General features: G+C 40.8%; 12 protein-coding genes and 2 other annotated features. All 12 genes read right to left on the bottom strand.

What is annotated here, in order from left to right:
* Positions 1-90 precede the first annotated feature (90 nt).
* Entirely contained in the window at positions 91-771 is a 681-nt protein-coding gene (locus NFR44_RS05625; RefSeq protein ID WP_251441804.1) for an energy-coupling factor transporter transmembrane component T family protein, read from the bottom strand.
* Positions 772-781: 10 nt separating this feature from the next.
* Entirely contained in the window at positions 782-1,591 is an 810-nt protein-coding gene (locus NFR44_RS05620; RefSeq protein ID WP_251441802.1) for an energy-coupling factor ABC transporter ATP-binding protein, read from the bottom strand.
* Positions 1,592-1,601: 10 nt separating this feature from the next.
* Entirely contained in the window at positions 1,602-3,065 is a 1,464-nt protein-coding gene (locus NFR44_RS05615) for an energy-coupling factor ABC transporter ATP-binding protein (RefSeq protein ID WP_251441799.1), read from the bottom strand.
* A gap of 52 nt (positions 3,066-3,117) precedes the next feature.
* Positions 3,118-3,363 (bottom strand) — a binding site (T-box leader).
* A gap of 313 nt (positions 3,364-3,676) precedes the next feature.
* Positions 3,677-4,753, bottom strand: coding sequence for a 3-isopropylmalate dehydrogenase (leuB, locus tag NFR44_RS05610; protein ID WP_251441796.1), 1,077 nt, complete (start codon positions 4,751-4,753; stop codon positions 3,677-3,679).
* Between the two features lie 178 nt (positions 4,754-4,931).
* Positions 4,932-5,420: a 3-isopropylmalate dehydratase small subunit gene (locus tag NFR44_RS05605; protein WP_251441795.1), complete on the bottom strand. Its 489-nt coding sequence runs from the start codon at positions 5,418-5,420 to the stop codon at positions 4,932-4,934.
* 1 nt (position 5,421) lies between these two features.
* Positions 5,422-6,681 (bottom strand): 3-isopropylmalate dehydratase large subunit, encoded by a 1,260-nt coding sequence (leuC, locus tag NFR44_RS05600; protein ID WP_162099749.1) that lies wholly within the window; start codon positions 6,679-6,681, stop codon positions 5,422-5,424.
* Positions 6,682-6,807: 126 nt separating this feature from the next.
* Positions 6,808-8,379: a 2-isopropylmalate synthase gene (locus NFR44_RS05595; RefSeq protein ID WP_277612534.1), complete on the bottom strand. Its 1,572-nt coding sequence runs from the start codon at positions 8,377-8,379 to the stop codon at positions 6,808-6,810.
* Between the two features lie 359 nt (positions 8,380-8,738).
* Positions 8,739-8,940: a binding site (T-box leader), on the bottom strand.
* A 41-nt stretch (positions 8,941-8,981) separates the two neighbouring features.
* Positions 8,982-9,563 carry a DUF805 domain-containing protein gene (locus tag NFR44_RS05590; protein ID WP_251441792.1) on the bottom strand — a complete coding sequence of 194 codons (582 nt, stop codon included), beginning with the start codon at positions 9,561-9,563 and terminating at the stop codon, positions 8,982-8,984.
* Positions 9,564-9,694: 131 nt separating this feature from the next.
* Positions 9,695-10,087, bottom strand: coding sequence for a DUF805 domain-containing protein (locus NFR44_RS05585; RefSeq protein WP_251441787.1), 393 nt, complete (start codon positions 10,085-10,087; stop codon positions 9,695-9,697).
* A 72-nt stretch (positions 10,088-10,159) separates the two neighbouring features.
* Positions 10,160-10,918 carry an SDR family NAD(P)-dependent oxidoreductase gene (locus NFR44_RS05580; RefSeq protein ID WP_251441784.1) on the bottom strand — a complete coding sequence of 253 codons (759 nt, stop codon included), beginning with the start codon at positions 10,916-10,918 and terminating at the stop codon, positions 10,160-10,162.
* 50 nt (positions 10,919-10,968) lie between these two features.
* Positions 10,969-12,210 (bottom strand): L-cysteine desulfidase family protein, encoded by a 1,242-nt coding sequence (locus tag NFR44_RS05575; RefSeq protein WP_251441781.1) that lies wholly within the window; start codon positions 12,208-12,210, stop codon positions 10,969-10,971.
* 71 nt (positions 12,211-12,281) lie between these two features.
* Positions 12,282-13,502, bottom strand: a complete 1,221-nt coding sequence (locus NFR44_RS05570) for a GNAT family N-acetyltransferase (protein ID WP_251441778.1) — start codon at positions 13,500-13,502, stop codon at positions 12,282-12,284.
* Between the last annotated feature and the right edge of the window lie 60 nt (positions 13,503-13,562).

Raw genomic sequence — 13,562 nt, 5'->3', positions numbered from 1 at the left:
TCCTACTTGCTAACAACAAGGCCTAACGTCTTGTACTTATGAGAGGCCCACTTAGATAATACATACTTACCTATAGTGTACAACAATATCTTAGAAAGCGCCACGCACATACATAATAATAGCTACTGTTAAAATAGCTAACACAGATACAACTACATAATCAAGCCCGCGCATCCCTACTGTAGCAACAAAGCTGTGATTTTTATTACCAAAACCACGTAACTCTAGGGAAAGTGCCATCGTTTCAGAACGGCCTAAAGATTTCAATAATAATGGCTGAATAACCGAACCGTAGGAAGCAAATCGTTTGAAAATGTTCCCGTCTAACGCTAAACCACGACAAGCCTGTGCTTCTTGTACGGCTTTACTTTCTGCAATAAAATCTGGCACAAAGCGAAGTGCCGCAGTAAACATAAACGCATATTCATAAGGAATTTTACATTGTGTCACCAAAGCTGCCGTTAAATCCTGCAACTTAGTTGTAGCCAAGAGCATAATAAATACCATCGTCATACAAAGCATGCGCAACCCTGTCACATAAGCAGATTCTAAGGTGCCACCGCCAAGATATTGTACAACTGCTAAGAATACGGCAAAGGCCGCTAAGACTAAAACAGCTTTAAACTGTTTGCCCAAAAGGCCCGTTACTAATAAAATAATAAGCTCTAAGGCTAGTAATAACGTTAATTCGTAAGGAGTTTGGAATAGAACAGCCCATACGGAAAACGCAATAGTCATCAATATTTTGGTAAAAGGTACTAATCGTTGCATGGGTTTCCTCCTAACTGCGACCCTTACGAGCTAGCATTTTTGTTTCAAAATCTTTCATAGACTTACAATAACCAAGGCCTGGTACCGCTTCGGCTAATTCCACACAAGGTGGTTTCGTAAGACCTAAATCAAATAAATCTTCACGAGCAGTAAATAATTCTTCTGGTGTACCATCAAACGCTTTGGTTCCATAACCAATAATGATAGCCCGTGTACAATGGGCCGCCATAATCTCCATATCATGCGTTACCAACAAAATGGTAAGCCCTGTAGAGCGTAAGGTTTCTAATAACTCTAATAATTCCCGTGTTTCTTTGCCATCTTGGCCACTCGTTGGCTCATCTAAAATTAAAATTTTAGACTTCATAGCTAAAGCCGATGCAATCGCTACTCGCTGTTTTTCCCCACGGCGAAGCGTTGGCGGATAAGCATCACGCAAATGGCTAATCCCTGTGGCTGCCAATGCCTTCGACGTAATATCAGCTACTTCTGCTTTCGTATAACCTAATTGTTCAGGGCCAAAGCCTACTTCTTCAGCTACGGTAGGACGAAACATCTGACGGTCTGGTTGTTGAAACACATACCCGATAAAACGACCACGATCAGCAGGGGATAAATTAGTAATATCTTCCCCATCATAGTACATCTTGCCACTTCGTGGCTTTTCAAGACCCATCAGCAAACGAGTAACTGTTGTTTTACCACAGCCATTACGACCGCCAACGGCAATAAATTCACCTTCACCGATAGTAAAATCTACATTATCTATAATATCTTGCCCTAGGACATAGCCAAAGCGCAAGCCTTTAACTTCTAGCATAGTAACCTCCTTATGATACGCGTAAACCAGATTTAGCAGCGGTTACACTGAGCCATGGCTGTTCAAATTCATAACCGGCTTCTTCTAAGCGCATATAGGTTGTAAAGATAGATGGTAAGGCATCTACATAAATAGTATGGTTATACATATAACGCAATGTGTTTTCAGGCACATCATCACAGCGAAGTTCCCCGTCCACCATAAGGGCCATACGATTGGCATATGGTAATACAGCATGTAAATCATGATCAATAACCACAACGGTAATGCCATATTCTTTATTCAAAGAACCTACTAAACGATATAATTCATCGGTACCTTCTGGGTCAAGTGAGCTGGTTGGCTCATCCAACACTAAAATAGAAGGATTCGTAGCTAACACCGAGGCAATCGCCAAGCGTTGACGTTGGCCACCAGAAAGGCTTGTAATCTTACGCTGTTCCATGCCTTCAAGGCCGACTTGTTTAAACACGATAGCACTGCGTTCTTTAATCTGCTCTGGCGTATACCCACGATTTTCCATAGCAAACGCTACTTCTTCCGCTACGGTCATCGTCACAAGCTGCGTATCGTAATCGGCTAACACAACACCGATTTCAGTAGCCAATTCGGAAATTTCCGCTTGCGTTGTCGCCTTGCCATTAACATATACCATGCCTTCCATGCGACCACCATAGAATTTAGGCACGGCCCCAATCATAGCCATACACAAAGTGGATTTACCACAGCCTGCAGGTCCCGTAATTACTAGAAAATCGCCATCATTAACAACTAAGTTAATATCTTTAATAGCGGGCTTCGTTTGTTTACCATAGTAATAGGAAAAATGTTCAATTGAAATTTTAGCATCAGTGGTTGGTACTAATTCATACTGACTATGATCACTAGAAATGACTTCATCTGCATTTGGTAAATAGCCACGACGAGCAAACAAACGTTGGGCTGGCACATAGAGTAATGGCGTTACTACTGCATTACAAAGCGCTACAATTAAAACTAAAGGCCACATCCCTTTAAGATATACATCAAGCGGTAAAGCTAGTACATAAAATAAAATGGTTACGAAAATACCTCCTGACACTAAAGTGCTACAAAACCCAGATACAACAGGAGGAATCATATTCCCACCAATTTTTACTTTGCTAAACATATGCACAATGAAAGCACAAGTTAAAGCACCAGCTGGTTCACTTAATAAGTTAGCATAAGGAAAAGCCGATTTAGAGGTCATCAAATTGATGAGCGCTGCTACTAAGCCAATCCCCAAAGACTGACGAAAATTAGGTCGTGTCAAATGAATAGCTACACAATAAGTAGCAATCATCCAGTTTGGTGTAATCCCTGCTACACTAGGGCTAACTAAGTGCAAAATCGTACCCAAGGCCAACATTAACGTGCTCACTGTAACCCAGCGAAATTGACCGCCTTGCACATGTGTATATACTAATTTTGAAACATCTTGAATTCGCTCCATACTTCTTTCCTCCTAAAAATGGGTATAAAAAAAACCTTTCAATCCCAGAAAATCTAGGGACGAAGGTTATCCGCGGTGCCACCCCAATTGGTCATAAAGACCCGGCTCACTACGTACGGCCTACCCATAGGCGATACGCGCTCCTTTGTTAACGGTCGGAGATGACCGGTGGCGCCTACCAAAGTTCGGGCCACGTCTCCCAGGTCCATTCATTATAAACTCTTGCATCAGGCTCCCACCATTCCCGACTCGCTGTAGCCGAACTCTTATAATTACTCTTCCTGTTCGTCGACGATATCTTTATGTTTTTTTCAATTATACACAGGTAGGGAAAAGAAGTCAATATAAAGTTTAAAAGTTTATAAAACCTTACATAACTCCCTATATCTCAAAGGCTAGACTCATTAAATCTATCTCAAACATTAAAACCGATAGTAACTAGATTACAGAATGGACCTTTCTTGCCGCAAACCAATCTTACCATTAACCGTTCTACTTTAGAAAAGTCCTCTATAATCTCTTTATACTTATAATATTTACAATATTTAAATTAATAAAATCTTAAAACATCAATTCACAAAAATCTATAAATATAAAACTAGTTACATAACTTATTTAATATATGCTAACACCGCCTCCGTCATGCCTTCGGTATTTACTTTTTTCATGCCAGCCTTGTAAATATCACCCGTACGATACCCCGCTACAAGTACGTCTTCCACTGCTTTTTCAATCGCAGCAGCCGCCTTAGGAGCGCCTAATGAATGGCGACACATCATAGCCGCTGATAAAATCGTTCCTAATGGATTGGCAATGCCCTGACCCGCAATATCTGGCGCTGAGCCATGGATAGGCTCATAAAGTGCTGTGCCCGTACCAATCGAAGCTGATGGCAATAAACCAAGGGATCCTGAAACAACCGCCCCTTCGTCACTTAGAATATCTCCGAATAGATTAGTCGTCACAATCACGTCAAACTGACCAGGATTAACTACTAATTGCATGGCTGTGTTATCTACATACAAATAATCAAAAGCTACTGTTGGATTAGCAGTGGCTTTTTCTTGTGCCACTTTACGCCATAAACGAGAGGATGCCAATACATTGGCCTTATCTACGCTCGTTACCTTTCCTTTGCGCTGTTTGGCTGTATTAATAGCTACATCCATAATTCGTTCAATCTCATAGCGATGATACGTTTCTTTATCCCACGCCACTTCATTGGCCCCTTCACCGCTAGCTTCCGAACGTTCACCGAAATAAATGCCTCCAGTCAGTTCACGAACGATAACAAAGTCTACATCCTGCACCAATTCAGGTTTTAGTGGAGAATAGTCCTGCAAGGCTTTGAAAATACGAACAGGGCGTAAATTACAGAATAAGCCCAACGCTTTACGAAGGCCAAGAATAGCCTTTTCTGGTCGAATGGCTGGATCTACCGCATCCCATTTAGGGCCACCTACAGCCCCCAATAGCACAGCATCTGCCGCTTTACAAGCCTCAATGGTCGATTGTGGTAGAGGCTCACCATAGGCATCAATCGCTTCTCCACCAGCCTTATGCTCCGCCCAACGAATTACGATATTATCTTTAGCCACCGCTTTGTCCACAACACGACGAGCGGAATTAACAATTTCACGCCCTATACCATCGCCATTAATGGCGACTACTCGTTTCTCTATACTCATATAAATGCTCTCTTTCTCTCTTCTATTCTCTTTTGTTTATTTTTCTACTTCACTCTATCCTTTTTATAGCTTATTCTATCTTTTTATATCTTATTCTATTTTTCCTGTTTTATTCTATCTATTACCGTTGTATTTCTCTTTTTTCTATTTCATGCTTTCTTTTAAGCGGATTCCTTACTTAGCCCCGCTGTTTAGCAAAGTTTACAAGGCCACCCGTTTTGGCAATGGCTTGTACGAAAGGAGGCAACGCTGTACCTTGGTACGTTTCACCAGTGGTTAAATTATGCACTTCACCTGAACTCATATCAATCCCAATTTCATGGTTCGCCTTAATATGTTCAACCGCATCACCAATTTCAATCACCGGCAAGCCAATATTAATGGCATTACGGAAAAAAATTCGTGCAAAACTATGGGCAATAATACAAGGTACCCCACTCGCTTTAATGACCGCTGGTGCATGCTCGCGCGAAGAACCACAGCCAAAATTCTTACCAGCTACCATCAAATCGCCAGCTTCTACATTAGGAGCGAAGGTCGTATCAATATCTTCCATCGCATGGGTAGCTAGCTCCGCCATATCAGCAATCGCCAAATATCGAGCGGGAATGATTACATCTGTATCTACATTGTCGCCGTAGCGCCAAATTTTACCTTGAAAATCCATATTAAACCTCCTCTGGCCCTGCAATACGCCCAAGTACAGCACTAGCTGCTGCCACATATGGGCTAGCCAAATATACTTCACTATCTACATGGCCCATACGCCCTCTAAAATTACGATTCGTTGTGGAAACAGTTCGCTCCCCCGCTGCCATAATGCCCATATAACCACCTAAACAAGGCCCACAAGTTGGCGTACTAACGGCACAGCCTGCTTCAATAAAGATATCTACCAAACCTGTTTTTATGGCTTGATCATACACATCTTGACTGCCTGGAACTACAATACAACGTACAAAGTCCGCCACTTTTCTATCTTTAAAAATGGACGCCGCTGCTTCTAAATCTTCATAACGCCCGTTAGTACAAGAGCCAATTACTACTTGGTCAATGGCAATATCGTTAGCAATATCTGTAATGTAGTGCGTATTCGATGGCAAATGAGGGAACGCTACCACTGGCTGTAAAGTAGCTAGGTCAATAACTACCGTTTCACTATATACGGCATCTTCATCCGCTACCACAGGCGTATAAGCCCGTTTCACACGACCTGACACATAGGCCTCCGTCACTTCATCATAAGGGAAAACACCACATTTGCCACCTGCTTCAATCGCCATATTGCAAATAGTCAAGCGGTCGGCCATAGTCAAATGGGCAATGCCATCGCCACAAAATTCAATCGCTTTATAACGCGCCCCATCAACGCCAATGCGACCAATAAGTTCGAGGACAATATCCTTGCCTGTTACCCACTGGTTAGGCTTACCCGTCAGCTCCACTTTAATGGCTTCTGGTACTTTAAACCAGGTCTGGCCCATAGCCATCGCCACGCCTGCATCAGTAGAACCTACACCCGTAGCAAACGCGCCTAGCGCACCATATGTACAGGTGTGAGAATCGGCACCAATAATCATATCACCTGGCGCCACCAATCCTTGCTCTGGTAATAGTACATGTTCAATGCCCATACGGCCTACTTCAAAGTAATGAGTGATTTTCTCTTGCCGTACAAAATCACGCATAACTTTCGCTTGTTCCGCTGATTTGATATCTTTATTCGGTGTAAAATGATCTGGCACTAGATAAATTTTCTCTCTATCAAAAACAGGTTTACCAATCTTTTTAAATTCTTTTAACGCTGGCGGAAAGGTAATATCATTCATCAACACGGCGTCTACTTTACACTCTATAATTTCCCCTGCCTTCACCGTTGCTACGCCTGCATGGCGCGCCATATTCTTCTCTGTCATCGTCATCCCCATAACGAATGCCTCCTTATATTACTCTCATTAATTCTCTTAATTTATTTTGCTTAAATTGGCTATTCTTAATTTAATGCTTTTAATGTAATACTCTTGATTTGCTTCTCACGGTATAATTCTTTTGATTTAATTTTCTTGTTCTTCAAATTCTTTTTCAATTTCTTCTGTTAAATACACATAGTTAACCGCATTAATATAAGCTAACACGCTAGATAAAATAACGTCAGTACTCACACCACGCCCATTATATTGGCGCCCATTATAAGCAATAGTCACTTGTACTTCACCAAGAGCATCTTGACCAGCTGTTACCGCTCGCACCTGATAGTCGATAAGTTCTATTGGTAAACCAATGACACGCTGTGCTGCTTTAAGGGATGCATCAACAGAGCCATCCCCAACGGCGGCATCTTCACGAATGCCCTGTGGGGTCTTAAGGCGCACATCAGCATATGCATAGCCACGCTCATTGGATTTATAGTGATGATGCACTAATTCAATAGCTTTTACATGGTCAATATTATCTATAACCAATGCTAAAATATCTTCATCAAAGATCTCTTTCTTGCGATCCGCTAAGGCTTTGAATTTTGCAAATAAATCGTTCACTTTTTCAGCTGTAAAATGGAAGCCCATTGTTTCCAAATGACTGTCAAAAGCATGGCGACCAGAATGTTTGCCGAGGACGATACTCGTTTTTTCAGCCCCTACGCTCTCTGGAGTCATAATTTCATAGGTGGTAGGATTATTTAACATACCATGTTGATGAATGCCTGACTCATGAGCAAAAGCGTTGCGCCCCACAATAGCTTTATTCGGCGGCACGACCATACCAGTTAGCTTACTCACTAATTTACTAACCCGTGTGAACTGCTTCGTATCAATAGCCGTAGTAACACCATACACATCTTGCCGTGTTTTAAGGGCCATTGTCACTTCTTCAATCCCCACATTACCAGCCCGTTCGCCAAGACCATTAATAGTCCCTTCTACTTGGCGTGCCCCAGCTTGAATAGCTGCTAAGGTATTGGCATTAGCCATACCTAAGTCATCGTGGCAATGAACACTAATGATAGCCTTATCAATGTCTTTCACATGCTCCTTGATGTAGCGAATTTTATAAGCAAATTCATCAGGTGTCATATAGCCCACTGTGTCAGGTACATTAAGTATAGTAGCGCCACCAACAATGGCAACTTCAAAGACTTCACATAAATAATCTAAATCTGTACGGGATGCATCTTCTGCGGAAAATTCAATTTCATCAAATTTCCCCGCTGCAAAAGCCAAGCACTCTTTCACAATAGCAATCACTTCTTCACGAGTCTTTTTCAATTTGTATTCCAAGTGAATATCGCTAGTAGCAATAAATACGTGAAGGCGACTGCGTTCAGCCTGCTGTAATGCTTCTGCAGTCCGCTCAATATCCGCCTTATTCGCTCTTGCTAAGCCACAAATAGTAGCTCCTTTCACTTGTTCAGCAATGGTCTTTACCGCTTCAAAATCACCTGGTGATGCCGCTGGAAACCCCGCTTCAATAACATCAATGCCAAGTCGCACTAGATTCTGAGCGATTTCAATTTTTTCCGGAGTCTGTAAAGATACACCAGGGCTCTGTTCGCCATCACGTAAAGTAGTATCGAAAAAATACACTCGATTCACGTCTTGTTTGTTAGTTATTGCTTGTACTTGGCTCATAAGATTACCTCTCTTCTCACTCAATATAGCCCCCTTATTTTGCTAAGAAATGACGCTCTCTCCTTCGTCTTTCTTAATGGCTCTCTCTTCTTTCTCAATAATTACTCTTAGACTTAACTAATTTACACTATTACTAACACGTAGCAAATAAATGACCCGTACTACTTGATGTAATACTGATACTAAAAAACACCCCCGGAAGCACAGCATAACTGCACGTCCAGGGGCGTTATAAGTTAATAGATATAGCTGATACAATTAATGAATACCATAATTAAGAAGAATCACTATGTATATTCTTCTTAATCATCGTATCAAATGAAAGTATCAAAAAAGCCCCTGGAATCACATTACTGTGTTCCAGGGGCATCATAAACTATAACACGGTACCACCCTAGTTGGTTCTCTTCTAGTTATAACGGAACTACCGTCATGGCTTACTTCTATTCAGCCACAAAGCTCACAGGAGAGTTTCGATACTATTCGTCCTATTGCCTCACACCAACCGGCAACTCTCTGTAAGCCACTAAATAGTTCTTTATACCTGCTCATCGCTTATTTCATTTGATGGTTGTTATTCTCTCACAAACACATATACTTTGTCAAGAGATATTTTGCATATTTGACTTAATTTCAGAATAATCTGGTAATGGCCCATACTCATTAGGCCCTAATTGACTTGGCAACAAGGTAAAAATAAAGCAAACCATGCTACCGCCTGGTATAAAATTCAAAAGTAGCCACCAACCACTAAAACCAGCATCATGAAAACGACGAATTTCACAACATAGATTAGGTGGTATAAAAGCTATAAAAAGCACGACTAACAACAGAAAAAATAGCCCCATAGACAGATCATGTCCTACCGTATCACCTAACATAATGGCAGCAAATAGGCAAGGCCCTCCAATTAAAACCCAAAGAGCTACCAATAATAATTGAAATTTCCAATATTCACCGCGAGTGGCACGACCCTGAACTGACCAATATTTTTTAGTCATACACATTTTAAAATTATCTATTAAACCTAACGAGCCTATACGATCAGTTACGATAGGCACTGATGTAATAATAGTTGCTTGACCACAATGGGTACAAAAGCGAGCCCCTGGTTCCAAAGGCTGACCACAATGAGAACAAAAATGACCACCCTGCTGTTCACGCCCACATTGTTTACATGGCATATAGCTCACTCCTCTAAAATAAACTACTGTACGATACTCTTTATTATACATGATTTTTATCAAAGTAACAGTCCTTATACAATAAAAGCAGATGCTAAGAGGCATCTGCTTTTTCATACTGCTAATCTTTATTATTCCCCATAATAACTATAATTAGGGACAGGACCATATTCATTAGCCTCTGGTTTCCCTTTCATAATCGAGAAAATAAACAATACGAAAGAGCCTGCATAAGGGACTAAATGAAGTAACAGCCACCAAGCACTACGGCCCAAATCGTGCAAGCGCCGAACTTGTACCGCTAGGGAAGGCAATAAAAATGGCAAGCCTACAAGAGTCGTAATAATGTCTAATGTGCCTTCATCGAAGGTAAACATCCAAGCGATAATACCTACTATGAGCATAATAATAAACTGCACTAAAACAAACTTCCAATATTCACCACGACTCGCACGCCCTTGAAAAGTCATGTATTTTTTAGTCATACACATTTTAAAATTGTCAACAATTGGTAATGAACTCATATATTCTCCTCACTTTTAAAAAGGCGCCAACTATAGCCAAATTAAGGTTGTAGTTGGCGTCAATCTATAATTTTATTTCTTCGCAATCATAAAGCCTGTCGCTTGCTGATTTGCCATAATCGTAATATCTGAAATCTGTACTCGTTTTGGTTGTGTAGCGGCAAATACGATGATTTCAGCAATATCTTCAGCTTGTAATGCTTCTACACCAGCATATACAGCAGCCGCTTTAGCCTTATCACCATGGAAACGAACTTCACTAAATGGCGTTTCTACAATACCCGGCTGAATAGTAGTCACTTTAATATCTGTTTCAATCGTATCAATACGAATACCATCACTTAACGTTTTAACAGCCGCTTTAGTGGCACAATATACAGCCCCTTTAGCATAGGCATAAATACCAGCGGTAGAACCTAAGTTAACAATATGGCCTTGATTTTTTTCAATCATAAATGGTAATACTGTACGGGACACATACAACAAGCCTTTTACATTCGTATCAATCATAGTTTCCATATCATCAATGGAGCTCGTTTCAAAAGAATCTAACCCTTGAGCAAGGCCTGCATTATTTACTAAAATATCTACACCACCAACGGCTTCAATTTGTTTAGGTATTTCAGAACTTACCGCTTCACGATCGGTTACATCAAGTGCAAAGGTAGTTACTTTAATCTTGTATTCTGGTTCAAACTCAGACTTTAAATTGTCTAACACGTCTAAGCGGCGAGCACATAATAACAAATTATAACCTGCCTTAGCAAATGCTTCAGCCGTAGCTCGACCAATACCAGAGGTAGCTCCTGTAATAAACACTGTTTTACTCATAACTCTCATCCTCTCTACAACGATTCAGTAACGCTTGAATTACTAACAATTTATTTTTCAATCATTGATTGTAAAATAACAATATCGGTTTCACGCATTCCATCTCGAGCAATGCGCCCTACTGTGTGCACTGTATCATCAATGGAGCCCTTCACAATACCATCGCCATTTTTAAAACTATTATTCGTCTTAGCTTGACGATATGATAACAGAGCATTGCCTAAGGACATACCGATTTTCATAGCGCAAGATGCTTTGGCCCCATCACAAACAACCCCAGATGTACCTACTAAAGCATTAGATAAGGTTTCCCAAACAACTTCTTTAGGCTCATCTAAAAGATAGGCAATCCCCGCCGCCGTAGCGGACGCTGCACTAACCACGCCACAATACGCACTTAAACGACCAATATCATGCTTAATATATAAAGCTAATACATTAGCTAGAGCCAATGCTCGATAACGACGTTCTTCTGAAATCTTATATTCTTCTGCATATACTAAAATAGGCACTGACAAGGTAATACCTTGATTACCACTGCCACAATTAATCATAACTGGCATGCTACAGCCACCCATCCGCGCATCAGAACCAGCGGCTGCATAAGCGCGTGCCTTATCAGCAATAGAGGCAGACTCTTCTATAATTAATTTGCCAATATTAGAGCCATAAGAATTTTTCATTCCCTCTTCGGCAATCGCCATATTATATTCAAACTGGCGGCTTAAAATTTCTTTTAAACGCCCTAAATCAGCTTCTTCTGCAAATTCATAACAATCATCAAAGGTCATTTGAAGTTCATCAGCTAATATTTGCTCCATAGGAATATCTAACAATACAACCCCATCTTTTTCAATATGAGTAATATTCGTATGTTTCTGCTGAACAGTAACTTGTACCTCATGATCTGCCGTTTTAGCTGTCACATGAATATATAAATTAGCTACCCCTTCAGCTAAGGCAACCGTACAGAAATTGCTGTCAAATAACTCATCAGCTCGTGCTACATCAGCACTTGTAAGGCCTTCCAGAACTTCTAACTCCTTAGATGCATCACCAACGATGGCCCCCAAAATTAAGCTATAATAAAAACCTGTGCGTCCCTCTGCATTAGGGATAGTCACACTTTTAGCATTTTTAATAATATTACCACTACAATCAGCGTGTAAGGTGGTAGGAAATGTTCCCAAAACCTCTACAGCTTTAGCCGCTGCAAAAGCCAAAGCAATCGGCTCTGTACAACCAAAAGCAGGTAGTACCTCTCTCTCTAACATGCAATATAAATCTTTCATTCGGTCCTCCATGCTTTTAATGACAATACAGTATTATAACTCCATTATATCCATTATAACACTGATTAGCCTTACCACCATTCATTAATGTATGTTTTTTGTTTTGGATATACACGATTCAGCATCATTAAAGCCGTTTCATCACCCTTAATTTTTCCTTCAAATACTAATTCGGTAGCTGTCATGCGGCCTATAAGGATTAAACTTAACGCTCCCACTTCACTAACGACTTGTGCACTCTCTAGTATCTGGTCAGCTATTTTTTTGGCCTGAACACTACCATCGCTTTGAATTGTTACTTCATACGTTCCTTCATTCCAAGTAGCTAATGTATCTTTCACACCTAATGTAAAAGTATATGTACCAGACTCTGAAACGCAAGGAATATGACGCCAATGGCCATCAATATGAACTGGTACACTAGCCATAGCAGTGCTGACATCCACAATACGACTCATCATATACGGCATAGTTGTATGACCTATTTTACCATTAGGATGAAAAATGTACGACTCGTCATGTAACCCTTCATTCCAACGAATAGAACTTCCTTGGGAGCGATGATTATATAAATAATTAAGTAAGCCCTTCTGAGCGCGACGCGAAGTATATACAAACTCAGTCACAGGGATTTCTTCTGCGCCTAAACGATATACAGCATACCCTTCAATTTGCCCCGCTTCATCAGCTACATAGGCTACGCGCACACCTTCAGCAAAAAAACTCCCCAATAAACGACGCCATTCTTTTTCTCCACGAATAGCATAACCAGATAGGCCTTTAGTATACGCTTCATATACAGGCGCTAATGTTTGCCACTCCTCTTCACTCTGTAATAAACCAAACTGCAGCGTCTTATCCGTTAATGGACGAAGTTCTTCCAACGACATGGTCTGCACCCATTGATGCGCATATAATTCCCAACCATACTGCTGATAAAAAGCAGCCTTTGATGGCATAAGAATTGTTATACCTTGACCACGCTGTTTTAACTCCTCTAGTGAAGACAGCAATAATTGGCCACCAATACCACCACGACGGGCTACTGGATCAGTAGCCACCCCTACCATGTAACTAACAGGTAAGGCCGCCCCGCGAACATGTAATGTATATTGGCGCAAATGTACCATACTCGCTAATAACTCACCATCATAGCCTACCATTGTATGTTCTGGTTCATAGGCCTTTGAAAAATAATACTTAAAAAATGGATCCTCGGCTGTTTCAAAACAGTACGCCCATAAATTTTTAACCGCTTCTGTATCTTGAGCTGTTGCTATTCTAAAGTCCATATATTACCTCTACTATTACTATTTAATATTAACCAAATTCTATACAAAAAGAGGAGTCCC

Source organism: Veillonella intestinalis (genome assembly GCF_943193155.1).
GTDB lineage: Bacteria > Bacillota > Negativicutes > Veillonellales > Veillonellaceae > Veillonella_A > Veillonella_A intestinalis.
Note: the sequence above shows the minus strand (reverse complement) of the source record. Positions and strands in the feature narration are given on the sequence as shown.

Excerpts from the sequence above, each read along its gene's own strand:
- NFR44_RS05625 (WP_251441804.1), bottom strand. The coding sequence starts at position 771 with ATGCAACGATTAGTACCTTTTACCAAAATATTGATGACTATTGCGTTT.
- NFR44_RS05620 (WP_251441802.1), bottom strand. The coding sequence starts at position 1,591 with ATGCTAGAAGTTAAAGGCTTGCGCTTTGGCTATGTCCTAGGGCAAGAT.
- NFR44_RS05615 (WP_251441799.1), bottom strand. The coding sequence starts at position 3,065 with ATGGAGCGAATTCAAGATGTTTCAAAATTAGTATATACACATGTGCAA.
- leuB (WP_251441796.1), bottom strand. The coding sequence starts at position 4,753 with ATGAGTATAGAGAAACGAGTAGTCGCCATTAATGGCGATGGTATAGGG.
- NFR44_RS05605 (WP_251441795.1), bottom strand. The coding sequence starts at position 5,420 with ATGGATTTTCAAGGTAAAATTTGGCGCTACGGCGACAATGTAGATACA.
- leuC (WP_162099749.1), bottom strand. The coding sequence starts at position 6,681 with ATGGGGATGACGATGACAGAGAAGAATATGGCGCGCCATGCAGGCGTA.
- NFR44_RS05595 (WP_277612534.1), bottom strand. The coding sequence starts at position 8,379 with ATGAGCCAAGTACAAGCAATAACTAACAAACAAGACGTGAATCGAGTG.
- NFR44_RS05590 (WP_251441792.1), bottom strand. The coding sequence starts at position 9,563 with ATGCCATGTAAACAATGTGGGCGTGAACAGCAGGGTGGTCATTTTTGT.
- NFR44_RS05585 (WP_251441787.1), bottom strand. The coding sequence starts at position 10,087 with ATGAGTTCATTACCAATTGTTGACAATTTTAAAATGTGTATGACTAAA.
- NFR44_RS05580 (WP_251441784.1), bottom strand. The coding sequence starts at position 10,918 with ATGAGTAAAACAGTGTTTATTACAGGAGCTACCTCTGGTATTGGTCGA.
- NFR44_RS05575 (WP_251441781.1), bottom strand. The coding sequence starts at position 12,210 with ATGAAAGATTTATATTGCATGTTAGAGAGAGAGGTACTACCTGCTTTT.
- NFR44_RS05570 (WP_251441778.1), bottom strand. The coding sequence starts at position 13,502 with ATGGACTTTAGAATAGCAACAGCTCAAGATACAGAAGCGGTTAAAAAT.